Source organism: Onishia taeanensis, assembly GCF_003268885.1.
In the GTDB taxonomy this organism is placed as follows: domain Bacteria; phylum Pseudomonadota; class Gammaproteobacteria; order Pseudomonadales; family Halomonadaceae; genus Onishia; species Onishia taeanensis_A.
Map to the genome: position 1 here is coordinate 187213 of NZ_QLSX01000008.1, position 24215 is coordinate 211427.

General features: G+C 62.8%; 24 protein-coding genes and 1 pseudogene. 13 read left to right on the forward strand and 12 right to left on the reverse strand.

What is annotated here, in order from left to right:
* Positions 1–77 precede the first annotated feature (77 nt).
* The gene (locus BCL93_RS12230) at positions 78–422 is read right to left on the reverse strand and encodes a DUF427 domain-containing protein (RefSeq protein WP_112055550.1); all 345 of its coding nucleotides are present in this window, start codon (positions 420–422) and stop codon (positions 78–80) included.
* Positions 423–553: 131 nt separating this feature from the next.
* The gene (locus tag BCL93_RS12235) at positions 554–1243 is read right to left on the reverse strand and encodes a nucleotidyltransferase family protein (protein ID WP_112055551.1); all 690 of its coding nucleotides are present in this window, start codon (positions 1241–1243) and stop codon (positions 554–556) included.
* Positions 1244–1502: 259 nt separating this feature from the next.
* On the opposite strand from BCL93_RS12235, the gene BCL93_RS12240 reads away from it, so the two are divergent.
* Positions 1503–2273 carry a DUF1499 domain-containing protein gene (locus tag BCL93_RS12240; RefSeq protein WP_112055552.1) on the forward strand — a complete coding sequence of 257 codons (771 nt, stop codon included), beginning with the start codon at positions 1503–1505 and terminating at the stop codon, positions 2271–2273.
* A gap of 40 nt (positions 2274–2313) precedes the next feature.
* Here the strand turns inward: BCL93_RS12240 and blaOXA are convergent, their stop codons facing one another.
* Positions 2314–3120, reverse strand: a complete 807-nt coding sequence (gene blaOXA / locus BCL93_RS12245) for a class D beta-lactamase (RefSeq protein ID WP_112055553.1) — start codon at positions 3118–3120, stop codon at positions 2314–2316.
* A gap of 238 nt (positions 3121–3358) precedes the next feature.
* Between blaOXA and BCL93_RS12250 the strand changes: the two genes are divergently transcribed.
* Positions 3359–3652, forward strand: coding sequence for a coiled coil domain-containing protein (locus BCL93_RS12250; protein WP_112055554.1), 294 nt, complete (start codon positions 3359–3361; stop codon positions 3650–3652).
* A 159-nt stretch (positions 3653–3811) separates the two neighbouring features.
* Here BCL93_RS12250 and BCL93_RS12255 read toward each other — a convergent pair whose 3' ends face one another.
* Positions 3812–5320, reverse strand: coding sequence for an MFS transporter (locus BCL93_RS12255; RefSeq protein WP_112055555.1), 1509 nt, complete (start codon positions 5318–5320; stop codon positions 3812–3814).
* Between the two features lie 379 nt (positions 5321–5699).
* Between BCL93_RS12255 and BCL93_RS12260 the strand changes: the two genes are divergently transcribed.
* On the forward strand, positions 5700–6227 hold the full coding sequence (locus BCL93_RS12260; protein ID WP_112055556.1) for a YgjV family protein: 528 nt from the start codon (positions 5700–5702) through the stop codon (positions 6225–6227).
* A gap of 61 nt (positions 6228–6288) precedes the next feature.
* Here the strand turns inward: BCL93_RS12260 and BCL93_RS17645 are convergent.
* Positions 6289–6366, reverse strand: a pseudogene (locus BCL93_RS17645) (oxygen-insensitive NADPH nitroreductase); the annotation flags it as partial.
* A 118-nt stretch (positions 6367–6484) separates the two neighbouring features.
* On the opposite strand from BCL93_RS17645, the gene BCL93_RS12270 reads away from it, so the two are divergent.
* The gene (locus tag BCL93_RS12270; protein WP_112055557.1) at positions 6485–8197 is read left to right on the forward strand and encodes a chloride channel protein; all 1713 of its coding nucleotides are present in this window, start codon (positions 6485–6487) and stop codon (positions 8195–8197) included.
* Positions 8198–8231: 34 nt separating this feature from the next.
* Positions 8232–9302, forward strand: a complete 1071-nt coding sequence (locus BCL93_RS12275; protein WP_112055558.1) for an ABC transporter substrate-binding protein — start codon at positions 8232–8234, stop codon at positions 9300–9302.
* Between the two features lie 205 nt (positions 9303–9507).
* Here BCL93_RS12275 and nfsA read toward each other — a convergent pair whose 3' ends face one another.
* On the reverse strand, positions 9508–10239 hold the full coding sequence (gene nfsA, locus BCL93_RS12280; protein ID WP_112055559.1) for an oxygen-insensitive NADPH nitroreductase: 732 nt from the start codon (positions 10237–10239) through the stop codon (positions 9508–9510).
* 176 nt (positions 10240–10415) lie between these two features.
* On the opposite strand from nfsA, the gene BCL93_RS12285 reads away from it, so the two are divergent.
* Positions 10416–11942, forward strand: coding sequence for an FAD-dependent oxidoreductase (locus tag BCL93_RS12285; protein ID WP_112055560.1), 1527 nt, complete (start codon positions 10416–10418; stop codon positions 11940–11942).
* 98 nt (positions 11943–12040) lie between these two features.
* Here the strand turns inward: BCL93_RS12285 and BCL93_RS12290 are convergent, their stop codons facing one another.
* Positions 12041–12673 (reverse strand): SDR family oxidoreductase, encoded by a 633-nt coding sequence (locus BCL93_RS12290; protein ID WP_112055561.1) that lies wholly within the window; start codon positions 12671–12673, stop codon positions 12041–12043.
* 222 nt (positions 12674–12895) lie between these two features.
* Between BCL93_RS12290 and BCL93_RS12295 the strand changes: the two genes are divergently transcribed.
* A complete protein-coding gene (locus tag BCL93_RS12295) occupies positions 12896–13111 on the forward strand; it encodes a DUF3820 family protein (protein WP_112055562.1) in 216 nt (71 codons plus the stop codon).
* A gap of 37 nt (positions 13112–13148) precedes the next feature.
* On the opposite strand, the gene BCL93_RS12300 is transcribed toward BCL93_RS12295, so the two are convergent.
* The gene (locus tag BCL93_RS12300) at positions 13149–13457 is read right to left on the reverse strand and encodes an antibiotic biosynthesis monooxygenase family protein (RefSeq protein ID WP_112055563.1); all 309 of its coding nucleotides are present in this window, start codon (positions 13455–13457) and stop codon (positions 13149–13151) included.
* Positions 13458–13600: 143 nt separating this feature from the next.
* Positions 13601–14065, reverse strand: coding sequence for a hypothetical protein (locus tag BCL93_RS12305; RefSeq protein ID WP_112055564.1), 465 nt, complete (start codon positions 14063–14065; stop codon positions 13601–13603).
* 214 nt (positions 14066–14279) lie between these two features.
* Here BCL93_RS12305 and BCL93_RS12310 point away from each other — a divergent pair, with 214 nt between their 5' ends.
* Positions 14280–15221 carry a hypothetical protein gene (locus BCL93_RS12310; RefSeq protein WP_146742492.1) on the forward strand — a complete coding sequence of 314 codons (942 nt, stop codon included), beginning with the start codon at positions 14280–14282 and terminating at the stop codon, positions 15219–15221.
* A 136-nt stretch (positions 15222–15357) separates the two neighbouring features.
* Positions 15358–17340, forward strand: a complete 1983-nt coding sequence (locus BCL93_RS12315) for a serine hydrolase domain-containing protein (RefSeq protein WP_181463091.1) — start codon at positions 15358–15360, stop codon at positions 17338–17340.
* Between the two features lie 15 nt (positions 17341–17355).
* On the opposite strand, the gene BCL93_RS12320 is transcribed toward BCL93_RS12315, so the two are convergent.
* From BCL93_RS12320 to BCL93_RS12330, 3 genes are all read right to left on the reverse strand, one after another.
* Positions 17356–18324, reverse strand: a complete 969-nt coding sequence (locus BCL93_RS12320) for a magnesium transporter CorA family protein (protein ID WP_112055567.1) — start codon at positions 18322–18324, stop codon at positions 17356–17358.
* 86 nt (positions 18325–18410) lie between these two features.
* The gene (locus BCL93_RS12325) at positions 18411–19643 is read right to left on the reverse strand and encodes a DUF3422 domain-containing protein (RefSeq protein ID WP_112055568.1); all 1233 of its coding nucleotides are present in this window, start codon (positions 19641–19643) and stop codon (positions 18411–18413) included.
* A gap of 166 nt (positions 19644–19809) precedes the next feature.
* Positions 19810–20523, reverse strand: a complete 714-nt coding sequence (locus tag BCL93_RS12330; RefSeq protein WP_112055569.1) for a DUF3581 domain-containing protein — start codon at positions 20521–20523, stop codon at positions 19810–19812.
* Between the two features lie 575 nt (positions 20524–21098).
* On the opposite strand from BCL93_RS12330, the gene nhaD reads away from it, so the two are divergent.
* The 4 genes from nhaD to BCL93_RS12350 form a co-directional block, all read left to right on the forward strand.
* Complete coding sequence (nhaD, locus tag BCL93_RS12335) at positions 21099–22520, forward strand: sodium:proton antiporter NhaD (protein ID WP_258396502.1); 1422 nt, start codon at positions 21099–21101, stop codon at positions 22518–22520.
* Between the two features lie 467 nt (positions 22521–22987).
* Positions 22988–23386 (forward strand): hypothetical protein, encoded by a 399-nt coding sequence (locus tag BCL93_RS12340; protein ID WP_112055571.1) that lies wholly within the window; start codon positions 22988–22990, stop codon positions 23384–23386.
* A complete protein-coding gene (locus BCL93_RS12345; protein WP_425339120.1) occupies positions 23355–23921 on the forward strand; it encodes a hypothetical protein in 567 nt (188 codons plus the stop codon). Before BCL93_RS12340 ends, BCL93_RS12345 begins: the two co-directional genes overlap by 32 nt.
* A gap of 33 nt (positions 23922–23954) precedes the next feature.
* Positions 23955–24215 (forward strand): transposase (locus BCL93_RS12350; protein ID WP_146742478.1); only part of this gene is annotated, 261 nt, incomplete at its 3' end.

The window sequence follows — 24215 nt, forward strand, 5'->3', positions numbered from 1 at the left end:
CTCGATATCGGCTAACAAACGACCGATTGCGGCGTATTTATCGGAAGTTGCGCTTAGAAATTGCGGCCAAGCAGCCATCACTCAGTCTGCTGCGTCACTTTCTTAGTATCAAACGCCAAGCGCCCGGCAATTGCCTGCATTTGCTCAACCGGCTGGTCATAGCTCCAGGCAACGTCGGTAATGCTCGAGAGCGAATAATAGGTGGAATCCCCCTTGAAGGGGCAATGGGTCACGGTGGAAGACGTCGACAGCTTCGACATGTCCACATCCTCTTTCGGGATGTAGTGGCGGTTTGGATAGCCACGCTCACGCAGTTCGATGGCACCTTTCGTGTCAGCGATCAGGGTGTCGCCTGAATAGATGCGTACCCGGCGAGTGTGGGGGTGCAGGGTGATGCGGGCAGTGTTTGAGGTATCCAGCACTACGCAGGCCCTCTGTGAGATTTCGGTAAGCCTCTAGGCTATCAGGATGTCTGCCTCTGTCACCCCGTGCCTTAGCATGGCGTTATCAACTCTCTAGTCGTTACCAACTCTCTAGTTCATGCCAGGCTGATTCAGGAAAAGAGGGCCAAGTCGGCTACCTGGTCGATATCCAGATGTATGCCGGGATCGTCGACTTCAAGCGCAACGTAGTGCTCACGATGGGCGCGGATCACGTCTTTCGCGCCCTCGTGACGGTTCTTGCCTGCCATGAGGTTGGCAAGCTCAGGCCAGAAAGCGCGGCCGAACAGCACCGGATGACCGGGACTGCCAGCGTGAACCGGACGCAGGATAAGCTCGCGCCTGGCTTCACGCTGCAAGGCCTTCAGTGTGGCGAGACGCAGAGCCGGCATGTCGCCAAGCAGGATGGCGGCAGCCTGAACGTCAGCCAGTTCAGCATCTTGCTCTAGCGCTGCGAAGGCGTCACCAATGCTCGCGCCCAACCCTTTGCTGGCATGAGGCGCGCGTAAAATGGGAGTTGTGGCCGCAAGCCCGAGAGCTCCGGGGTCATCGTCTTCACGCAGCACCACTCTGATGACCGGGAAAACGGCCGCAGTAGAGGCCAGGGTAGCGGCGAGCAGACCTTGGCCATTCGGCAGGCTGGCCAAGCGCTTGTCGGCGGTGCCGAAACGGCTTGAGGTGCCGGCGGCCATGATCACGGCAACGCTCTTCCTGGCGTTTTGCTTTTCCCTCTGTCTTCCGCTCTGGTCGGTGCTCTGGGTGCCCGGATCGTTGCGCGGATGCGAGTCTGGCGTGGCATTCATGGCAGCTTGGGGGTGTCTCCATCAGTCAGGAATGGCGGGGGCTAGCAGCTAGACTAGCGCGCTGGAGTTTATACTGGCCGAACCGCTGACTAGCGCCAAGCAAACCGTCACCGGCAGGTGAATAGGCGTAGGAGCATTCCTGCACGTATGCTGAAGCCATTGATACATCAGCAATTAAACGAACACCATGACATCACCCATAGCGCATAGCTAGAGCATCATCAATGCGTTGCGGGTGACAAACCGGCAAGGAGTCATTATGGCATCCTCGAGATTCAAGTCGCGACCGCGCGGCGGAGCTTGGCCGGTAAGGATCGCTTGGCTGGGGGTGGTGCTATTGGTGGCCGCGGCGGCGCTGATGGCGGGCTCAGGCAGCGCTTACCGCTGGGACTGGGTGTCGCTTAGCACGTCGTTCTCGATGCTGCGACAGGGCGCACACCTGGCGATAGGCGCAGGCGCGTTGGGGCTGGTCACAGCGCTGGTTGCGGCCTTCTGTCGACGCTGGCGTCCGGTGATGGTGGGGCTGCTCACCAGTACCGCAGTGGTGGCGCTGGTCGCCCTGCCCGCGCAGATGATGCAGCGGGCCCAGACGGTGCCGCCAATCCATGACATTACTACCGATCTCGACAATCCGCCCGCCTTTGAGGCGCTGGCCGCGGCGCGGGAAGCCGCCCCCAACGAGGTGGCCTATCCACAGGACTTCGCCGACCAGCAACGAGCGGCCTATGGCAGGCTGCACGCGATCACCCTCCCCGTGTCGATGGCTGAGGCCATGGCCGCCGTGAAGGCAACGGTAGAGGCACAGGGCTGGGACGTGGCCACCGCTAGCGACTCGAGGCTTGAGGCCACCGCCACCACCCGCTGGTTCGGCTTCAAGGACGATGTAGCGATCCGCCTGACGCAGACGGACGCCGGGGTTCAGGTCGACATGCGTTCGGCCTCACGCATCGGCAAGAGCGACCTGGGCACCAATGCCGCCCGCATCCAGGACTTCCTGGTGGCTCTGGATGCGCGGGTGGCGGCGGACTAGCGGCTAAAAAGTGCCAGTTAGCGTTAGCGTGGGGCTTTGCTCATTCCGGTGCCGGTAGCGCTTCCAGGCGATGCAGTACGGCTCGGGTGATTGCCTCGCGCTTGGGCAGGTCGGCCATGCGCTCGGGGGTGTCGAGGTTCAAGGCGAAGAACACCGGGCCGCTGGGCCGCTCGACCCAACCCATCCACCAGCCGACTTGGCCGTCCCAGCCGCTCTTGGCGCGCAGAATCCAGTCACGACCGGCTTCATTGATCATGATGTCTTTCACCAGCCGCTGGTCGGCTTCGGTGAAAGGCAGCGCCATGTCATAGAGCCGTTCGAGGAAGTCGACCTGCTCGACGGCGCTGACTCTCAGGCTGCCATCCAGCCAGAAGGTTTCGACATCGTCACCTACCCGGGCGTTGCCATAGCCGATTTCGCCCAGGTAAGCCTGCTCGCGCTCGCGGCCGATCTGGTTGACCAGACGCTGGAAGACCCAGACGGTGGAGTAGCGCAGCGCCGAGCGTAGGGTCTGGTCCTGATTCCATGCGGGCACATCACGCTCGGTGCCATCCCAGGGAAACACCTCGAACTCGTCCTCCACAGCGCCGGCATCCAGCGCGAAAAGCGCGTGGGGCACTTTGAAGGTGGACGCCGGCGAGAGCCGCTCATTGGCACGTCCGGGGTTCACCACGAAGCGCCCTGCACGGCCCTCACGCTTATCGACGATCACCAGCGTGCCGTTGACGGCCTTCTGCTCGGCGAACACGCCGGCCCAGTCCGGGCGCTGTTGCCAATCATCGGCCGAGGCGTTCAGGGGTATCAGAGCAAGCAGGGCCACAGCGGCCAGGTGAACGAGTCGTGTCATGAGATCGGCGTTTCCGTATGGGCGAGCGTTATCATAAGGGCAACGGGAGAGCGTATCGAAAAACGTGACGAAATAGCCGGCAAGGTAGCGTGCGCAACATAACATGTTGGCCGTTGGGACTATCCTGGCCTTGCAACCGCCCCGGCTCGGTATGTCACGCTGGCACGAAACTGCCTTGTCGCCCAGGACGAGCTATCTTCAAGGTTCCCTATATCGGCAAAAAGGAAAGGAGTTTCCCATGAGCGAGAAGAGTGCCTACGAACAGAAGCTGCGCGCCAAGCTGGATGAGCTACAGGCCGAGGTGGATAAACTGAAGGCGAAAGCCCAGGGTGCCCAGGCCGATGCGCGTATCAAGCAGGAGCAACAGCAGGAGATCGATAAGCTCGAGGAAAGACGCGATGAGATGCGCGAGAAGCTCGATGAGCTTCGCAACTCAAGCGACGACGCCTGGGACGACATCAAGGCCGGCGCGGAACGTGCCTGGGACTCTCTGAGCGACTCCCTGGAGAAAGCGCGTTCCCGCTTCAAGTAATCCACCACCTCATACCTTGGGCGCCCTTCTCGGGGGCGCCCTTCTCATGCCAACCCTTCTCATGCCAACTCGGCGCGGCCCCCTCACTGCCCCGTTCTTCTCTTCCCTTCACGCAAGGAATGCCGTCGCCCTGACCTTGGCCGTTGTGGGCGACGTCCCTCAGTTATCGCCCTTAGGGGTTGGCTTCCGCGGATCGGTGGCTTTTTCGGCTTTGGCGGCCTCTTCGCCTTCAGGAGCGGTTTCGGTTTTGGCTTCTTCACCTTCAGAGGCGGCCTCGGTCTTCGCTTCTTCGGCCTTGGCAGCTTGTTCAGCTTCAGCTTCTTCTGCCTTTATGGCTTCTTCTGCCTTAGCCGCTTCTTCGGCTTCGGCTTCGGCTTCGGCTTCGGCTTCGGCTTCCTCAGCCTCTTCGACAATATCCGCCTCGGGCTGAAGCGGCTCGCCCTCTTCGTCTTGCAGCTGGTAATCGTAGGCCGCCTGGAGACCAGACTCTTCTTCGGTGTCTTCCTCTTCGGCCTGGGCGATGTAGCCCGGATAGAATGGCGAGAGGATGGCCACCAAGATGCCGAGGGCGGAGAACATGGCAAAGGCACTGGCGTAGCCGAATGCGTTCACCAGCATGCCGACGACGGGCGAGCCGGTCGCCTGGCCCAGCGATACGGCCATGAAGGGCAGCACCGGCCCTACCGACAGCCGCCCCGGCAACAGGCGGATGCCGGTCATCAGATAGAGGCCCGTCAGGCTCATATAGGCCAAACCGAAGACCAGCGCAGAAAATGACGCCAGCAGCGACTGACCGGGGCTTGCCGCGAGCAATGCTAGGCTTGCCGCCAGCATCATCAACATCAGGGCATGGGTGATGGGGGGATTGTTGCGATCGGCCAGGTCAGCCACCACGGCCCCGCCAAGGCCGGCGACACCCACCGCGAGCCACAGCCACCCGGTGGCACCAGCCGGCAGGCCGCCCAGGGTGACCACCAGATCAGGCGCGAAGATCCAGTAGGCAGCGGAGACGAAGCCCATCACGAAGGCAAACAGCGAGAGCCTGACGAGGCGCGACCACGGCAGTTCGCTGACCGGAGGCGGCGGAGCGGCGTTCGCCGGCAAGATCCGTGACACCGAGGGCAGGAGAAACCATGCGGCGATCACGCCGATGCCTGCCAGAACGGCGAAGGAAATATAGGCGAGGCGCCAGGCACCGGTCAGGAACAGCACCGTTGGCACGGCCACGACCACGCCGATACTAGTGCCCGCGTTCATGACCGAGCTAACACGCCCGTGCAGCGAGCGCCTGACCAACGCCTGCATGGCCGCCGTGAGCGCTGGCATCATCAGGCCGGTACAGATGCCGCACGCGAACACCCCTGCACCGAGGGTCAGTGCGCCAGTGGACTGACTGATCAACGCCAGCCCGACGACGCCGAAGGCTCCAGACAGCACCGCCGCATTACGGGCACCGAGATGATCGGCAGCGAACGGGGCAACTAGCGTGGCCAGCAGGAAGCTGATGAGGGGCAGCGCGCCGATGATACCGATCACGGATGCCGTGAGTTCCAGCTCATCGCGAATGGGAGGCACGAACAGGCCGAAGGCAAAACGCGCGAGCCCGAAACTGATCGCGATCAGCGCTGCACCAAAGAGCGCAAACCCGGTACTAGAGAGCGGCTTCATTCGGACTCCTTCTGGCAAGCATCGACACTGGCGGCCCGCTTCGGCTTCAGGTACTGCCCCTGCAGCGCTGACCGCACGCTCTAGTCAAGCAGCATATGAAGGCGCCGACTATCGCAGGCCCGACGGTAACAGACTCACCCCCGCCTTGGCCCGAGCATGAACCAACGATAGACGCTAATGCGCTTAGCGATAGCCCATTTATCGACGCCACGCATTTTTCCGCAAACCTGGCGGGGCTTGTCGCCAGCGGATCTGGCTAGCCAGGGCGACCACTGTCGCGCAATCAGCGTGATAGCATGGGCCGATCTCCGATCGTATCCCCCGACCACTCCCGCAACCCGACAGCGGATGTTGCATGGAGTGTTGAATGGAATCTTGCATGGAAGAGATCAGCCCAACATGGCTATTGGGCCAAGGCGTCAGCCTGGTGGCCCTGGCCCTCTGTTTAGTCGCTTTTGCCAGCAAACGCGACGACAAACTGTTCGTACTGCTGCTGTTCGCCAACGTCGCCTTCGCCGCACAGTTCGCGCTGTTCGGTAGCTGGGTGGCGGCGGGAATCTCGGCGCTGATCGTGCTGCGCATCGCGCTGGTGCGCCGTTTCCCACGCAACGTCAGGCTTATGCTCGGGATGCTACTGGCCACCCTGGCGGTGGCTATGCTGACCTGGAGCGGCCCGCGAGACATCCCGGCGGTGGCGGCGGGGCTGCTGGGCACCTGGGGCATGTTCATGCTGCGCGGTATTGCCATGCGCGCCGCCCTGGCGGTGGCGGCGCTATGCTGGGTCGCCAGCAACCTGCTCGCTGGTTCGATTGGCGGCACCATCGCCGAAAGCCTGATTTTCGTGACTAACGTGATCACCATTATCCGCCTTCGGCGTGATGCCCACCTGCGCTATATCCACGGCTGATGCCGAGACCAGTTGAGGCCGTTGCTGAGACTGTTGCTGAGGCCGTTGCGGAAACAGTGCCTCACTTCATATCGAAGCCGCGCTCGATCAGGAAATCCCGCATGTGAGGGCGCAGCTTGGTATCGAACAGTGGGATTAGGCGGCCTATCCTCGCCCCGCCAGGGTCGGTCATCCTTGCAAGGGGTTACCGGCCCGCCTACACCTTGAAGATGACCATGCCGGATGTAGGGGAAGATGTTCCACCAGGGCCCAAGGGAATGCTGCGCTTCCTGGGACTGGTGGCGCTGGGCGCGCTGATCGGCGGCCTGGCGGCACTCGCCGCGGTGGGGTTCGTGGCGGCCGTGCTGTGGCTCAACGACCTACTGCTGGTCTCACCCCGGGGACGCATGATGTTCGCCCACCCCGAGGCGCTGGCGATCGCCACCGTGCTGGTACCGACCCTGGGCGGGCTGGTAGTTGGCCTGCTGCACCGCGCCACCCCCGAGCGCCGCCCTCACACACCTGCCGACGTCATCGCCGCCGTGCAGACTCGCCGCGGCCGACTGCCGGTGCGGGCCGGGGTGCTCTCGGCGCTGAGCGGCCTGGTCTCCCTGGGCGCTGGCGCCTCGGTGGGGCAGTACGGTCCCCTGGTGCATCTGGGGGCGAGCCTGGGGTCCTGGGGGGCACGGTTACTCAGGCTGGACCGCTCCGACGACAACATCACCATCGCCTGCGGCGTGGCGGCGGCCATCGCCACGGCCTTCAACGCGCCCCTGGCCGGCATCGTCTTCGCCCATGAGGTGGTGCTGCGCCACTACGCCCTGCGCGCCTTCGCCCCGGTGGCGGCCGCGGCCATCGTTGGACACGTCATCGCCACCAATGTGCTCTCCCGCGGCGCCCTCTTCCATGTCGCCGATACCGTGCTGCCCCGCCCCTGGGAATTCGCCGTATTCGTGCTCATCGGCGGCCTGGGCGCCCTGGTGGCAGGTGCCTACATGCGCTCGATCCTCGGCGTCGGTCGGCTGGCCGAACACCTGCCCTTCTCTCCCTCTCTGCGACCTGCGATTGCCGGGGCCCTGCTCGGCGTGACCGCCCTGTGGGTGCCAGACATCCTGGGCATGGGCCAGGAGACGCTGCGCTTCGCCACCATCGCCGGGGCCTTCGGCGGCCTGGAACTGCTGGTAGTGCTGGGCCTCAAGCTGGCTGCCACGGCGTTGTGCCTGGGCATGGGCTTTGGCGGCGGGGTGTTCAGCCCGGCGCTGGTGATCGGCACGCTGTTCGGGGCCCTGTGCGGCACCCTGGTCGGCGGCCTCGGCGGCGCCCAGGACACCTTCGTCTTCTATGCCATCTGCGGCATGGTGGCGGTGACCGCGCCAGTGATCGGCGCCCCCCTGACCAGCCTGCTGATCGTCTTCGAGCTCACCGGCAACTACGCGCTAACCACCGCGGCCCTGGCAAGCGTGACCCTCGCCAGCCCCATCGCAGCCCAGCTGTTCGGTCGTTCGCTGTTCGACATCCAGCTGGCGAAGCGGGGCCTGGACCTCTCCGCTGGTCGCAGCCGCGCCGTGCTGCAGGATGCCCGGCTCCACGACCTGCTGAGTCACGACTGCGTGACCCTGCCTCCGGATCAGTGCGTCAGCGAGGCAGTGACCCGGTTGAGCCGCTCCGGCCACGGCGAGGCCCACCTGGTCGACGCTCAGGGCCGCTACCGGAGCAGCGTGACCCTAGCCGACCTGGAGGCCATGCGGGAGGACGGCGACGGCCAGCGCCCGGTGGAGGAATGCCCCAGCACGCCGCGCCCCGTGCTGGGGCCCCAGGCCTCGGTCTGGGAGGCGATGCGCCATCTCCAGGAGGTCACCGGAGAGGCCATCGCCGTGGTGGACGAGGCCGCGGACGGTGTCTTCCTGGGCGTGGTCTACGAGACCAGCATCGCCCGGGCCTTCCTGCAGCACAGCGATGCGCTGCGCCGAGAAGAATATGGTGCGGGCTGAGCGCAGGCGGGGAGCCCCCGTCCTGGCGTGGGTCATGGCCCTGGTCCTGGCAATGGGCATGGCGCTGTGCAGGCCTCTGCCGGCCGCCGCTTCGCCGGCCGCCCTGACGGTGCTGAGCTGGGGCGGTGCCTACGAACGGGCCCAGCAGCGCGCCCTGTTCGAGCCCTTCACCGAGACCACCGGTATCCCCGTGCGCGTGGCCCGCTACAACGGCGGCCTCGCGGCCCTCCGCCGTGCCGTGGCCGAGCAGGACGTACCCTGGGACCTGATCGACATGACACGCAGCGAGGCCATGGCCGCCTGCGCGGATGGCCTGCTCGAACCGCTGTTGCCCTCGCTGGTGGCCCCGGCACCCGATGGCACCCCGCCCGCCGAGGACTTCCTCCCCGGCTCCTTCGACCACTGCGCGATCACCCACTCGGTGTTCGCCACCGTGGTGGCCTATCGCCGCGACGCCTTCCCGGGACGCCGCCCCACCTCCATCGCCGACCTCTTCGACCAGCGCCGCTTCCCCGGGCCACGCGCCCTGCAACGTACCCCGGCGGCCAACCTGGAGTGGGCCCTGCTCGCCTACGGCGTCCCCCGGGAGGAACTCTACCGGCTGCTCAGCACCCGGCGCGGCCTGGACCTCGCCCTGGCGCGCCTGGCCGGCCTGGAGGACCTGCGCTGGTGGCAGGCCGGCGACACGCCGCCGCGGTTGCTGGCCGAGGGAGAGGTGGTCATGGCCTCGGGCTACAACGGACGCTTCTTCGACGCCATGGTCAACCGAGGCCTGCCCATCGAGATCCTCTGGGACGGCCAGTTCCAGGAGCACGAGACCTGGACGATCCCCCGCCACGCTCCCCACCCCGAGGCGGCCCGCCGCTTCCTGCGCTTCGCCACCGCCACCGAGCGCCAGGCGGAGCTGGCCCGGCACATTCCCTACGGCCCGTCCCGGCAGTCGGCGGCACGTCTGGTGTCCACCCACCACGACACCGGCATCGACATGCGCTTGCACATTCCCACCCATCCCCTGAATGCCGAGCGCGCGGTGACCCGCGACGATGACTGGTATGCCCGGACCCGGGAGCGGGTCGGCGAGTACTTTCATGAGTACTTTCGTTAGTACTTTCGTTAGTACTTTCGTTAGTACTTCCGCGCGGCCCTGTTCGACACGCCCAACGAGGCATCCGGCGCCAGCGCCGAGCCCCCTGCGGGCGGCGAGACGCTCAGCCCGGGTTCCTGAGAGACCAAGCACGACCTCGGCCTGGGTCGGATGCCCTCTGCGCCACATTCACGGCTGAAGCTGGGACCGTTTTTGAGACCGAATCTCACTTCATCTTGAAGCCGCGCTCTATCAGGAAGTCGCGCATGTGCGGGCGCAGCTTGGTATCGAACAGTGGGGTGAGGTTCTTGGACCAGTTGGTGTCCTTGGTGCCGCCGCTGCGCTCGCTGTAATAGCGCTGCATGGTGTCGTCGAAGGCCGCCACCTGCTCATGATCCTCGTCGTAGTAGTCTTCCTTGAGAATCGCCTCTACCGGCAGCCGCGGCTTGATGTCCGGGGTCTGGGCCGGGTAGCCGAGGCACATGCCGAACACCGGATAGACGTGTTCGGGCAGCCCCAGCAGATCGCTGACGGCCTGGGGATCGTTGCGGATACCCCCGATATAGCAGATGCCCAGCCCTTCGGATTCGGCGGCGACCGCCACGTTCTGCGCCATCAGGGCGGTGTCGACGCTGGCCACCAGCAGTTGCTCGGTCATGCCGCGCACGACATTGGCACCGGTGCTCTCGGAAGCCTCGGTGGGGCGTTTCATATCGGCGCAGAACACCAGGAAGTCAGAGGCGTCGGCCACATAGGCCTGTCCGCCGGCTAATTCGGCAATTTTTTTGCGGTTAGCCGGGTTCTTCACGTGGATGACGCTATACGCCTGAACGTGACTGGAGGTGGCGGCACTCTGGCCGGCACGGATCAGCTCCAGCAGCAGCTCGTGGGAAATCTTCTGCTCGGTGAACTTGCGGATCGACCGATGGGATTTCAGCAACTCGATGGTGGGGTTCATGAGACCTCGCGGAATGCAGTAGGGTAACAGGCCAAGATACCTAGCCTGCTTATTATCTTCCACCCTGAATGTCAGCACCGGACCTCGACTCGACGCAGGGTGAAGCGCCAACGCGACTTCTGGGTACGGCTCCTATAGTGACTGAAGACATCCCTTCATTCACAGGAGTGAGCGCCATGAGCACCGACAAGTCCCCGAGTGGCCCGGACCTGGCCGACGGCATCCCATTGAGCGAGCTGGCCGAGGGCGAGATGCTCACTGGCCATGTCGGCGAGGATGCCGTGCTGCTGGCTCGCAGCGGCGGCGACTTCCATGCCGTCGGCGCCCACTGCACCCACTATGGCGCGCCGCTCGGCGATGGGCTGATCGTCGATGACAGCGTGCGCTGCCCCTGGCATCACGCCTGCTTCAGCCTGCGCAGCGGTGAGGCCCTGGCCGCGCCGGCTCTGGACGGCCTAGCCTGCTGGAAGACGGAGGTGGTCGGCGACCGGGTCCACGTGCGCGAGCGCGCCGACCCTGCGCCCGCGCGCCGTCCGGCCCGGTCGCCCTCCTCGGTGGTGATCGTGGGCGGTGGAGCGGCCGGCGAGGCTGCCGCGGAGATGCTGCGCCGCGAGGGCTACACGGGGCCGGTGACGATCTTGAGCGAGGAGGCGGCCCCGCCTTGCGACCGGCCAAACCTCTCCAAGGACTACCTGGCCGGCACGGCGAAGGCCGCCTGGATTCCGCTGCGTGGCGATGACTTCTATGCACGCCACGATATCACCCTGCGGCTCGCCACCGCGGTGGCGGTGATCGAGCCCAAGGCCGCGCGACTGCGTCTCGCCGATGGCGAGGTGCTCGGCTACGGGGCGCTTTTGCTCGCGACCGGCGCCGAGCCGGTGCGCCTGGCGGTGCCGGGCGCCGAACTGCCCCACGTGCATACCCTGCGCAGCCAGACCGACAGCGAGGCGCTGATCGCCGCCGTCGAGGCCGGTGCCCGTCACGCCGTGGTGATCGGCGCCAGCTTCATCGGCCTCGAGGTGGCGGCATCGCTGCGCCAGCGTGGGCTCGAGGTGCGGGTGGTCGCCCCCGAGGCACACCCGCTTGAGCGAGTCCTCGGCGAGAAGCTCAGTGACTTTATCCGCGGGCTGCACGAATCGAAGGGCGTGATCTTCCACCTGGAAGAGCGCGTGGCGAGCATCAGCGCCGATATGGTGGAACTCGAAGGCGGCGAGCGCCTCGACGCCGATCTGGTGGTGGCCGGCATCGGCGTGCTCCCGCGCACCGCACTGGCCGAGGCCGCGGGCCTTAAGGTGGACAATGGCGTCTGGGTAAGCGACACCCTGGAAACCAGCGTGTCCGGCATCTATGCCGCCGGCGACATCGCCTGCGGGCCGGATCCGCTGAGCGGTGAGCGCGTGCGCATCGAGCACTGGACGGTGGCCCAGCGCCAGGGGCAGCGCGCCGCTCGCAATATCCTCGGCGCCGAGGATACCCGGGCCGCCGTGCCCTTCTTCTGGAGCCAGCACTACGACATCGGCATCAACTACGTGGGCCATGCCACGCACTGGGATCGCATCGAGACCGACGGCGCCCCGGCTGCCCACGACTTCACTGCGCGCTTCATCGCCGGCGGCCACGCTCTGGCGGTGGCGACAATCTTCCGGGATAGGGAGAGCCTAGAGGCCGAGGCCAAGATGGAGGCCCGTATCCGCTCACGCTAGGCGCGGCCTGTGGTGCACGCCTGCCGGAAGGCGACGGCATCGCCCCGCCGGGCGACGCAGGGACGGGCATGCCGGGTCGAGTGATACCAAGCGGACGGCTAGCGCAGCACCGCGGCAATCTCGCGCTCGCCGTCGAGCAAGTAGAACTCGCGGTCGGTGAGGTCATCTGCCTTAACCAGATGCGCCAGCGCATGGGCGACGTTGGCGCGAGAGACGGTATTCACGCCGCCGGTTTCCTCGAGCGAGGTAGCGACGCGCTCGCTGGCGGGCTCGTCGGTCAACCGCCCGGGCTTGAGGATCAGGTAAGGCACACCTGAGCTGCGCAGATACGCATCGGCGGCGAACTTGGCGGCCATGTAGGGGCGCAGTTTCTCGGGGGCTTCCTGCGGATTTTCGGCGCGCAGGGCGCTGACCATCAAGAAGCGCTTGATGCCGAGTTCGCGGCTGGCATCCACAGCGCGGGTGCCGGCGTACAAGTCGATCAGCAGCGTCTTGTCGGGCCCGGTATGGGGTCCGGAACCGGCGGTGAAGAGCACCTGATCGCAGCCTTCGAAGGCATGGCGGAAGTCGCCTTCGAGATCGGCGATCACGGTGTCGATGCCCTGCTCGGCGAACCAGGCGCGCTGGTCTTCATTTCGGATCATGGCCTTGATGGGCAGGCCGGCCTTGGCGGCAATCGCGCAGAACTGATGGCCGATCTGGCCGTTGGCACCGATCACTAAGGTGGTCATGCTCGTCTCCCTGTCGGTTCGTGTTGCTCGCTAGGTCCCTGATATTGGGTTCCTGCCATTAGGTTCCTAATATTCGTTACCACCAGCATTCTTAACATGCTGGCGCTTGCTGGCAACAGGCCGACAAGGCGCAAACGAGGCTGGAGCGAAGACGCCCGCTGACGTAAGCTCGCCGCCCTCATAGATGCCACAAACCATCGCTCCCTTTTCAAGGAGAAAGCCGTGAACCCCGAAGATCTGGAACGCCTGGTGACCCTGAAGATGCCGTTCGGCAAGCACCAGGGCACGCTGATCGCGGACCTGCCCGGCGGCTACCTCAACTGGTTTGCCCGGGAGGGTTTTCCTAATGGCGAGATCGGTCGGCTACTACAGCTGATGCAAGAGATCGACCACAACGGCCTCAGCGGGCTGCTCGATCCGCTGCGTCGCCGTGGCTAACGCTATATAAAGGCGGCCTCGAGCGCTTCTTTGCTTATCACTCTGGCATTACGACCCAATCGGGTTCTTCGAACTCGCCGATAACGCGAACCTCACAGCAAGGGGCCGCGCTCTTGATAATGGCGTCGATGGCTGGCGGATGCTCGGCTTCCATGGCGTCGCGACTGGCCTTGCTGTCCCAGTGGGCGATGGCGATCAGGGTGTCGGGATCGCCGATCTTGCGATGTAACTCGGTGCCGCGGGCGCCGAGCGCCTGTTGGATCAGTTCGCTGGCCCGCACCCAGGCTTCGGCATACTCCTCGGCGGTATAGCCGTCCTTGATACGCACTTCGAAGAGATACTTCATGCGGGTCTCCTGTCGATCGGCCCCTAATTGACCTTTGTCATCCCTTCCACGGCAGGTTAGTCAGGCCGGCCAACCCCGGACCTCAGCCCGGGTGGCCTCAAGAATGTGAATTCGCCCTCGCGGCTGAACGGAGGGTGCAGCGGCTATTCGAAGCTTGCGCAAACCGGGGACTGCGCGGAGGGGTCGTGGCTTTCGACATGTGTCGTTGCCATATCTCCGGCCTCGATAGGGATATGCCACTGGTGGTCATTCTGCATGCCGTCGCAGGTGCCGACGCTGCCGCCACCGAAGTTGGAATCGATCCAGTAGTCGACCGCATAGCTACCACCGGCCTGCAGCGCACCGGGGAAGGTAAACGAGAAGGCCGGGTCGCCGTCGGCGGAAACGGTGTCAGACTGCACGGCAAGCACCTCGCCCGAGGCAGTATCCACTAGGGCGGCCTTAATCGCCTGACCACCGTGTGGGCCGCCGAAGCTGGCGTCTCCCTGGAAGGTAAGATCCTGCCCATCGGCCGCCAGCGCTGTAGTGCTAAGCAAGGCGGTGGAAATGACAGCCGTGGCGATCAGCCATGAAGTGACTGACCTCAACGTGAAGTGATTCCTGTCCATGATGCGAAACCTCCCGAAGCATGACGAAGAGGCCCGAACGGGCCTTAACACAGCATAGTGGCTTGCCCGGCCTGTTGCCGACAAAGACAGCCTGGAAGGCTCCAACTCAGTTGATCGTTCAGGCCAGGCGCTCAGCTAAGGAGTCCAGGAAAATCACCCCAAAAAGTCTTGCATCGCGTGACATTCTCAGCATTTCTGACCATATTAGCCTGCGATGTGCCTCGTCATCGCTCTCTCATTGCAAGGAAATGCAGTCATGATGTCCGCTTCACGTTGTGCCGCCTTCGTCGCCGTCCCGCTGCTGTGCCTGGCCAGCACTGCCCAGGCGCTGAACTGGCAGGCCGCACCGCTCTACGAAACCATTGAGTTAAAGTCTGGCTTCCAACCTGATCCTCACCAGATCAGCATAAGCGCGGGCGGCGATACAGACGCCTCAGAAGCCGGCCCCAACTGCAGCGGCTTCGTAAACGGCGAAACGCCGGATTTGGAAATCAACTTCCAGGCTGGCCAGTACCCACTCTCCATCTATGCTGAGTCCGAAGCAGACACGACGCTGGTGGTCTATGACGCCAACGGCAACTGGCACTGCAACGACGACTATTCGACCAACAGCGGCAACAATCCAGCGCTGCAATGGAGTTCAGCGCCTTCCGGCAACTATAACGTCTGGGTTGGCACCTTTAACCCCAGCGAAATGCCCCAGGCGGTCGTCAAGATATCCGAGCGCGACCCTGAATGGACAGGCATGCCGAGCGACTCCTCTTCGAGCACCACGCCGGTCAACAATAGCGGTGACATCGAATGGGGCGACAATACCAGCCGGTGGGCCAATGATGGCGAATGCGATGACCCGCGCTTCGCAGGCGAAGGGGTGCACTCGCTCAATGTCGATGAGGACCGCTATCACGACGCTGTGGATTGCCAGAGTCTCTATGAACAGGGCCGTATCACGCTCGCGTCGGAAAGTGGCACGGTCAACAGCTCAAGCGACATCCAATGGGGCGATAACACCAGCCAATGGTCCAATGACGGTGAGTGCGACGATCCGCGCTTCGCCGGCCCCGGGGTGAATTCGAACAACCTTGCCGAAGACCGCTATCATGACGCCGCCGACTGCCAGAGCCTCTATGAGCAGGGGCAAATCTACTTGCAGTAATAAAGCATCGGCCATGAACGATGGCCGGATCAGCATGCTGCCTTTTCTTGCGCCAGGTCATCTGACCTGGCGCTTCGTTCGTGTCTACTGACCCCGTCGGGATCGAATAAACAGGCATATGAGCGAGGCGAAAAGAATGCGCACACTGATCGGCCTGGTGATGCTGGCCTGTAGCCTGTTGGCTCCCTCGGTACAGGCCGAATCACGCCTACTGCCGCGGGATAACCTGGCGGCCTTCGTCGATGGCTTCGTCGAGGCACGCATGACCGCCCATGACATCGCCGGAGTCAGCGTCGCGATCGTGCATCAGGGTGAGCTTGCACTGGCCAAGGGCTATGGCCATGCCGATCTGGCTAACGGCCGGCGCGTCGATGCCAGCCGCACGCTCTTTCGTCCGGGCTCGATCTCCAAGCTGTTCACCTGGACCGCGGTGATGCAGTTGGTAGAGCAGGGGCGGCTGTCGCTCGACGCGGATATCCGCCGCTACCTGCCCGACTTCCCCCTCGAGACGCGCTTCGACACCCCGATCACCCTGGTCGACCTGATGGCCCATCGCCCGGGCTTCGAGGATTCAGCCATGGGCCACCTGTTCGAGGACGACCCGACGCAGGTACAGACGCTGCGGGACTACCTGATCAGCCATCATCCCACCCAGGTTCGCCCGCCGGGCACACTGCCCGCCTACTCGAACTTCGGGGTAGCGCTGGCTGGTCTGATCGTTGCTGAGGTCAGCGGGATGTCCTGGGAGGCCTACGCCGAGCAGCATCTCTTCACGCCGCTAGGCATGGCCCACAGCACCTTCCGAGAACCCTGGGGGCCGCAGCGGCCGGGCAGGCCCATGAGCGAGGCACTGCGGGCAGAGGTCAGCCGGGGCTATGCCTACCGCCATGGCGCCTTCCATCCCGGCGGCTTCGCGTTCATCAGCGGCATCGGCCCCGCCGGGGCACTTTCGACCACCGCCACCGACATGGCCCGCTGGATGCTGGCGCACCTCAACGCCGGAGAACTGGACGGCCAGCGCATCCTGGCCGCAGAAACGGCGCGGCGCATGCACCTCCAACACGCCACCCTCGCCCCGGGACTGCCGGGCCTCGCCCACGGCTTCATCGAGAGCGAGATCGGCGGCTACCGGGCCATTGGCCATGGCGGCGGCACGGTCCACTTCGTCTCCGACCTGCAGCTAATTCCGGCCCTCGGGCTCGGCGTGTTCGTGTCGACGAACACCCCCAGCGGCGAGGCGTTGGTACGCGACTTCGTGCGCGAGCTGGTGACCCGCTATTTTCCTGGCCCGTCGGCGGCTGGACGCTCCACACCCGATTCAGCAGCTGCCGCACCGGCCGAGAGCCATGCGGCTCTCTCCATGGACGACTATGTCGGCAGTTACCTGTCTACCCGGCGCGCCTATACCACCGTCGAAGCGCTGCTTAACGTGCCGCTGGCCTCGATCGGCGCCGGCGAAGAGGGAGACCTGCTACTGACCTGGCATGGCCGGGAAACTCGGCTGGCGAGGGCGGGGAATAGGGACAGAGAGGACGAAAGCGACACTTTCGTGATCCCGAAGACCGGTGAGCGGGTCAGGTTCCTGCGCGATGAGGATGGCCAGGTAACTCAGCTGGCACTGCCGATTCCGGTGATGGTGATGGAGAAGGTCTCGGCTTTGAAGAATCCCCAGCTTCGCCAGCTCGCCCTCGGCGCAGCAATGCCGGTCTTCGCCGCCGTGCCGGTGGGGGCCTGGCTGCGGCGCCGTCGACGCCCGCGGCAAGCAGCGGGTGAGCGCTGGGCTGGCCGCCTGATCGTGGCAGCGGCACTGGCCTGGCTGACCACCTTTACAACCGGCATGGTCGCCGCCCTGCCGCTCAGCCGAGACGCGGCCAACGTCTTCTACCACTTCCCGTCGCCGCTGTTCCTCGCGGCCCTGGCCATCGCCCTGCTCGCGGCCGGGTTGACCCTGGTCAGCGTGGGGCTGCTCTACCCGGTATGGCGCCGCGGGCACTGGCCATACTGGCGACGCCTGCGGCATACCCTGGTGGTGCTGATCATGGTGACCTGCATAGCAATCCTTTGGAGCTTCAATGCCCTAGGGTTTCATTTCCTGGGCTTTCAGCTTCTGGGTACCTGAGTCCCGTGAGTCCGGCTACATCCAGCCCTTGCGGCGGAACAACCAGATCAGGCTGGTAGCAATCACGGCCATCACGCCAAGCAGAGCAAAATAGCCATATTGATAGCCGAGTTCGGGGATATAGGCGAAATTCATCCCGTAGAGACCGGCCAGGAAGCCGAGTGGCACGAAGATGGCGGTGATAACGGTGAGCACGCGCATGGTGATATTGAGCTGGTGAGACGAAATTGAGATATAGCCGTCTACCAGGTCACCGCAGTTGTCGTAATACATCTGCGTCAGGCTATACAGGCGCTCGAAACGCTCATGAACGTCGTTGACGGCGTGCAGGGTGTCGGCATCTTCCCGGGGCAGGTGATCATAATCATAGGCCATCAACTCCTGGGTGATCGACTGATGGTAGTTGAATATCCGCCGCATCTTCACCAGCCGCGACTTGTAGCTGATGATCCGCTTCATCAGGCTATCGTTGCCCGCTTCGATCAGGCCATCCTCCAGATCACTGAGCTGGGTCTCGAACTCCAGTAGGCTCTCGAGGTAGAACCCCGCCGAGAGGTGCATGATCTTCATCGCCAGTTGGCCGGGGGATTTGGCCAGCAGTTTGCTGCCATCCTGTCCCCACATACGATCAATGCTCATGGCGAGGCTCGGATGCAGACTGATCAGAAAGCGATCGCCGATAAAGAAGGCGACCTGCTGCGGGGCATAGTTGAGCTCAGCGTCAAAGGACGATATGCCCCGATAAATAATCAGGGTGTGCGTCTCGAACTCTTCGATCTTGGGAGGATGGCGCTCCCGCTGGGCGTCGATGATCGCCAGCGGGTGGCAGTCGAAGGCCTCGAGCAGGGCTCGCTGCCCTTCAGGTGAAACGCCCTGCAGGTCAATCCAGATGCGACTGTCCGGTTGCTCTCGCCAGTCGGCGATCAACTCTTCTCCGCCCGTGTGCGCATGACCTTCGGTGTCGAGCAGTAGCGTGCGAATCATGAGGCCCGATCCTTCCTGGATAATGGAAAGGTGCCAAGATAAGCCAGTCTCCATGACTTTGCACTGGCTCACCGTCGGCACGCCGTTCAGTGTCGTCGCAGTTTCCAGATACGCCAGGCTAGTCCGCCGATGATCAGGATACCCAACGGCGCGACGATGGCGGCAGCCTGGCGCGGCTCCATGCCCAGACCGACGGCATCGAGCCCCTCGAGGGAGAGCTTCAACAGACTGATGATGTAGTAGCTGATGACGATGATCGACAGGCCTTCGACGGCCTTCTGGATCTTGAGCTGGGAGCTGGTGCGCTCATTGAGGCTCTTGAGCATCACCGCGTTCTGTTCCTCGATCTCGACCTGCGCCCGGGTGCGTAGCAGGTCGCTCAAGTGGGCCACGCTCTGCTCCAGGCTGGCCTGACGGCGGTCGATGGCCGAGCAATAGCGCACCGTGGGCTGGAAGCGGCGCAGGATGAAGAGCCCGAGTCGTTGGCCATCGCCAGTGCGAGTCTCGCGCAGCTCCTCGATACGGCTGAAGACGATCTTCGCGTAGGCGTCGGTGGCACTGAAGCGTACCCGGGCGCCGGCGCTCGAATGCACCAGTCGCGCCGACAGCGCCGTGATGTCGCGCAGCAGGGGCCGGGAGTCGGTATCCTCGGCGGCGGCGTTGCGGTCCGAGAGTGCCGCCAGTTCCTGCTCGAAGCATCGCAACTCGCCGCTGCGTTCCTTGGCCAGCGGCAGCGCCAACGAGGCCATCATGCGATAGGTCTCGATCTCCAGCAGACGCCGGGTCATGCGGCCCAGCCGGTAATCGTTGAGGTGGCGGTTGACGATCAACAGATGGTTGACGCCATCCTCGGTCAGGCGGAAGTCGCTCCACACCGTGGCGTCTCCGCCACCGATATGCGAACCCGCCGGGTCCTTGAAGCCATAGGCGGCCAGATCGCCGTCAGGTTGCACGTCCTCCTCGACCAGAATCAGGGTCGCGTTGATCACCTGATCGCGGTGCGCGTCGATGATCTCGGCGAGCATCGCTGGCGGCGCCGGCCAGGTCGCGGTGTCCGGTTGCCTGGGCACCAGCAGCGAAAGGGTGAAGAACTCGGTGTGCCGTTCCCACTTCAGCACCATGCCTTCCAGGGACAGCACACCCTGGGCGGCGTCCTGATCCAGCCATTCGCCAAGATCCTCGGCCAGGCGAGCGATCAAGCGATCACAGGCGCCGTCGGCGTCTAGAAAGGCATAATGGTACAGATGAGCAGGCTCGGAGAAATACAGCGAGGGGCGAGCATGAAGCTCGTTGTGCAGGGTGGCGCGTTGGGGATGCATGGCCGAACCTGATGAGAGGCAAAAGCTTGAGGCTACCCGTTGGCCGGGCGGCGTCAAGCCTCTCGCGAGAGTTTTACGCCCTGACGTTGCCTCGGAGGTGGCCAACGCAGGAGGCGCCCACTCGGGGCGCCTCCTGGGCAGGCGGGATTCGTCGCCATGGTCCGGGCTAGACCGCGGCCTCGTAAGCGGCCTTGAGGCGATAGAACTCGCAGACAATCTCGTCCATGGCGGCGGTGTCATAGTCGCGCAGGCCGCTGACCACCAGCTTCTTGGAGCCTCGCCCGATTTTCTGGCCACAGGCGGTAAGACCGAACTCCAGCAGGGCCTCGCCGCGCTTGCCGAGCACTTCGAAAGACGAGTCCTCAAGCTCAAGGCCAGGGTCTTCGACGTCGAGGCGGTCCAGCGAAAAGCCCATGCTGTCGTAGATCACCAGCGGACGCTGGGGATTGAACATGACGCCATGCGTCTGCATCAGCGGCTTGAGGTAATGTGGGAAGTTCTTGCCGGAAAACGCCACATACCGACGCGTAAAGGCCGCAATCACGTCTTCGTCGTGCGTCAGTCCACCGCTTCGCTCAACTTCCAGGTACACCTTGCCCTGTTCGTCGGTGACGCGGATAGAGCCATCGTCATGCTCCTGGAAATCCAGCGCGACGTCCGCCCCTACCATGCTGCGAAAATGGAAGGCCATGCATTGAGACAAGCCGAACTTCGACAAGACCAGTGCAAAGAGCAGATCCCCCGGCACACAAAAGCGCCGCGCATCCGGGTTGTGGATCGGGTTGTAGTCTCCGGCGACCTGCTTGGCGAAATGGCTGGCTTGCTCCGCACTGATGCTGATGCGGCCGTCGTGGACCTGATGGAATTTGTCGAGAAACATGCGTCGTCTTATTGCACCTCAAGAAAAGATTAGGCTTCGCCCTTCCCGGGGCGAGAGCGGTCACGACAGTCCAAGGACAGCGGACATCCTGTTTACCTGACGCCATTGGCCGGCAAATTGTCGGCGATGAGCGACATTATTGTCTCACCTAGTCCTCATGCTTCGCGGAAGCCAGCACTCTCTGCTGTATCACTAGACTTCGCGGGGGTAACGTAACATGTTGTCAAAAATTCGCCTATCGCTGCGATGCGATATCCGCACCAACTCGCAAGTCCACTCCTTCCTGAATACCGCCATCACCGCCATGATTGACGACGATCTGTCGAATCGGTGCTCTCTGTATCGCGGGTATTCAGAATTCCCTTCTCAGATGCTTCTCTGTCCACCCTAAAGCTGAATAAGAATCATGATGTAGAGCATGCACGCAGGTTAATTGCCGCTATGCATCGAAGGTCTCTAATTGGTGTGACTACGCGGCATGATAGCATCGTAGAAAACCGTTATTTAAACCAAAGCCGATACAATAAATTATGAACAATAAATCGCCTTTTTCATGGCAACGCTACCTCCCAGCAATGGCACTCGCCCTGCTCTGCCTGGCCGTCAGCCCCTCGGTGCTGGCCATGTCCGGCGAGCTCGACCTAACCGGTTCGGCGGTAGGCATGTTCACCGTCGCCATCTTCGTTCTTGCCTATGTGCTTGTCATGCTTGAAGAAAAGCTGCACATGCGCAAGTCGAAGCCGGTGTTGGTGGCCGCGGGCATCATCTGGGGACTGATCGGCTGGGTCTATGTTAGCAATGGCATGCCGGACGCTGCCGAACATGCGTTTCGGGCCACGCTACTCGAATTCTCGGAATTGATGCTGTTTCTGCTGGTCGCGATGACCTACATCAATGCCATGGATGAACGCGGGGTGTTCGATGCCCTGCGTGGCTGGATGCTGGAACGCGGCTTCAGCTACCGCAGCCTGTTCTGGCTGACGGGCGGCCTGGCCTTCGTGATTTCCCCCGTCGCCGACAACCTGACCACCGCCCTGCTGATGTGCGCCGTTGTCACCAAGGTGGCTGAAGGCAATCACCGCTTCATCAACCTGTGCTGCGTGAATATCGTGGTGGCCGCCAATGCCGGGGGCGCCTTCAGCCCGTTTGGCGATATCACGACCCTGATGGTCTGGCAGGCCGGTCTGGTGGAATTCTATGAATTCTTCGAGCTACTGGGGCCGTCGTTGACCAACTTCCTGGTGCCGGCGGTGGTGATGAGCTTCTTCGTCCAGAAATATCATCCCAAGGCCCACGGTGAGCATATCGAGATGAAGCGCGGCGCGCGGCGAATCGTGCTGCTGTTCCTGCTGACGGTGGCGACGGCAGTGGCCTGTCATACCCTGCTCCATCTGCCACCGGTGCTCGGCATGATGACAGGCTTGGGTTACCTGCAATTCTTCGGCTATTACCTGCGCCGCAGCCTGCCTCGCGAACTGGAGCGCCAGCGCAATCATTACCGGCAGCGCGGAGACCTCCAGGCGCTGGAACGCCTGGGCAGTGTCGTGCCATTCGACGTATTCAACCGCATTGCCCGTGCCGAGTGGGATACGCTGCTGTTCTTCTATGGGGTAGTGATGTGCGTTGGTGGCCTGGGGTTCATGGGTTACCTGTCGATGCTCTCCGAAGTGCTTTACAGCCAGTGGGATGCCACCTGGGCCAATGTGTTTCTGGGCCTGATCTCAGCAGTGGTCGATAACATTCCGGTCATGTTTGCGGTACTGACCATGGAACCGGATATGTCGCATGGTCACTGGCTACTGATCACCCTGACCGCTGGCGTCGGCGGCAGTCTGCTGTCGGTCGGCTCGGCTGCGGGCGTGGCGCTGATGGGCCAGGCACGCGGCTCCTATACCTTCCTCGGACACCTCAAGTGGACACCCATCATTTTCCTCGGCTATGTGGCCAGTATCCTCGTCCATCTGTGGCTGAATGCAGGCAGTTTCGCTCTGCACTAACCTGCTCTAGCCGGCAGTTTCCGCTGCCGGCTACCTTTCTCCGACCTTATTTCCCCTTTTCATAGCGTTTGTCTGTCTCGACTCACCTGTCACTGACTTTTCCAGCTCAGGCAGCAGCCGGCATAGCCAATACCTCAAGCGTGCTTTAAGATGCTTAAATAAGCATAATTCATGAGTGCAATAATATTTCAAGTTGTAACTAGAACCTGATCGCACAATTTTGACCACTGCGACATGAGGAGTGAAAGGTCTATCAATCAGCCGACGTTAAATATAGCTCGCTGTGCGTGCCTTTCTCCCGGCCCAAGCACTTGTTCTGCCAGCAGCAGCGTGAATGACGCTGTCAGGGCAGTTTGTGAACAGCGAAGTGCCCGACCAGGTTCCATTAACCGTTTGGGTGAACCATGTCGGGAATAAGGTCTGGTCTGCCGCTCAGCTTGGCGCGCTGGCTGCTAACGAGCTTGGCCATGGTGCTCGCACCAATCTCTATTGCTGAGGAAGGACAGCTCGATATCGTCATGGTCGCGCACCAGGGTGTCAGAACAACATCGCTAAACCGGGATACCGCCCGAGCTATGTTCGCCATGCGGCAACGCACCTGGCCAGACGGACAAGCATTGAGGGTCTTCGTGCTGCCAAATGACCATCCGGTACATGAGCGCTTCGCCAAGCAGCGCCTGTCGGTCTACCCGCACCAGCTTCAGCTGTCCTGGGATCGTGTCGTTTTTTCGGGAACCGGGCAGGCCCCCACGAAAGTGATATCACAATCGGAAATGCTAGAACGCATCGCCACCACCCCGGGAAGTCTGGGGTATCTCGACAGGGAGCATCTGGATGATCGTGTCCAAGTCATATCAATGGAGTGAAGCAGGGGCACGACTCCTTGGCGTCATCGGCATTGTGGGTCTGTTCGGAACTGCTACAAATGCAGATGCTCAGAATATGGGCGATACACTACAAGTCCATGGCTTTCTCAGCCAGGCACTAGTGATCACTGATGACAATAATTTCTTCGGGCCCAGCAGCGAAAGCGGTGGCAGCACCAAGTTCACCGAAGTCGGCGTTAACTTTTCCGTGCGTCCCCACGAGGATGTTCTGGTCGCCGCGCAGGTACTAAGCAGGCGCGCAGGTGGCGATGGAAGTGAGGCGCAACCCGAGCTGGACTATGGAGTAATTGACTATCAAATACTCTCAAACCAGAAGCGAAACATAGGCTTGCAGCTGGGGCGATTCAAAAACCCTTTCGGCTTTTACAACCAGACACGCGATGTAGCTTTTACACGGCCAAGCATCCTGCTTCCTCAATCGATCTATTTTGACAGAACTCGCTCTCTGGGTCTGGCTGGTGATGGCGCTAGCCCCCTCTGTCAGCCTAGTTGTCCAGTTGGCGATTTTGCCTGAATCCACATCAGAGTGGGCGGCATAGGATTGTTCATGCCACGTTATTCCGAGGAACGTAAGGCCGCGGTGCTAAAGAAGCTGCTACCGCCTGACAACCGCAGTGTGGCGTCGGTGGCCGCCGAGGAAGGCATATCGGATGCGACCCTGTATGGTTGGCTGAAAACATGCCGCCGACAAGGAGTGCCTGTGCCAGGGAACCGTAAGACCGGAGATGATTGGTCAGCTGACGCCAAGCTGGCTGTGGTGATTGAAACGGCTTCTCTATCAGAGACCGAGCTTGGCACGTATTGCCGG

Bases quoted from the DNA above. Each gene is read 5' to 3' on its own strand.
- nhaD (WP_258396502.1), top strand. From the start codon at position 21,099: ATGGCACTCGCCCTGCTCTGCCTGGCCGTCAGCCCCTCGGTGCTGGCC.
- BCL93_RS12340 (WP_112055571.1), top strand. From the start codon at position 22,988: ATGGTGCTCGCACCAATCTCTATTGCTGAGGAAGGACAGCTCGATATC.
- BCL93_RS12320 (WP_112055567.1), bottom strand. From the start codon at position 18,324: ATGATTCGCACGCTACTGCTCGACACCGAAGGTCATGCGCACACGGGC.
- BCL93_RS12260 (WP_112055556.1), top strand. From the start codon at position 5,700: ATGGAAGAGATCAGCCCAACATGGCTATTGGGCCAAGGCGTCAGCCTG.
- nfsA (WP_112055559.1), bottom strand. From the start codon at position 10,239: ATGAACCCCACCATCGAGTTGCTGAAATCCCATCGGTCGATCCGCAAG.
- BCL93_RS12290 (WP_112055561.1), bottom strand. From the start codon at position 12,673: ATGACCACCTTAGTGATCGGTGCCAACGGCCAGATCGGCCATCAGTTC.
- BCL93_RS12285 (WP_112055560.1), top strand. From the start codon at position 10,416: ATGAGCACCGACAAGTCCCCGAGTGGCCCGGACCTGGCCGACGGCATC.
- BCL93_RS12345 (WP_425339120.1), top strand. From the start codon at position 23,355: ATGATCGTGTCCAAGTCATATCAATGGAGTGAAGCAGGGGCACGACTC.
- blaOXA (WP_112055553.1), bottom strand. From the start codon at position 3,120: ATGACACGACTCGTTCACCTGGCCGCTGTGGCCCTGCTTGCTCTGATA.
- BCL93_RS12240 (WP_112055552.1), top strand. From the start codon at position 1,503: ATGGCATCCTCGAGATTCAAGTCGCGACCGCGCGGCGGAGCTTGGCCG.
- BCL93_RS12300 (WP_112055563.1), bottom strand. From the start codon at position 13,457: ATGAAGTATCTCTTCGAAGTGCGTATCAAGGACGGCTATACCGCCGAG.
- BCL93_RS12315 (WP_181463091.1), top strand. From the start codon at position 15,358: ATGCGCACACTGATCGGCCTGGTGATGCTGGCCTGTAGCCTGTTGGCT.
- BCL93_RS12325 (WP_112055568.1), bottom strand. From the start codon at position 19,643: ATGCATCCCCAACGCGCCACCCTGCACAACGAGCTTCATGCTCGCCCC.
- BCL93_RS12275 (WP_112055558.1), top strand. From the start codon at position 8,232: ATGGCCCTGGTCCTGGCAATGGGCATGGCGCTGTGCAGGCCTCTGCCG.
- BCL93_RS12305 (WP_112055564.1), bottom strand. From the start codon at position 14,065: ATGGACAGGAATCACTTCACGTTGAGGTCAGTCACTTCATGGCTGATC.
- BCL93_RS12310 (WP_146742492.1), top strand. From the start codon at position 14,280: ATGTGCCTCGTCATCGCTCTCTCATTGCAAGGAAATGCAGTCATGATG.
- BCL93_RS12235 (WP_112055551.1), bottom strand. From the start codon at position 1,243: ATGAATGCCACGCCAGACTCGCATCCGCGCAACGATCCGGGCACCCAG.
- BCL93_RS12250 (WP_112055554.1), top strand. From the start codon at position 3,359: ATGAGCGAGAAGAGTGCCTACGAACAGAAGCTGCGCGCCAAGCTGGAT.
- BCL93_RS12255 (WP_112055555.1), bottom strand. From the start codon at position 5,320: ATGAAGCCGCTCTCTAGTACCGGGTTTGCGCTCTTTGGTGCAGCGCTG.
- BCL93_RS12270 (WP_112055557.1), top strand. From the start codon at position 6,485: ATGCTGCGCTTCCTGGGACTGGTGGCGCTGGGCGCGCTGATCGGCGGC.
- BCL93_RS12330 (WP_112055569.1), bottom strand. From the start codon at position 20,523: ATGTTTCTCGACAAATTCCATCAGGTCCACGACGGCCGCATCAGCATC.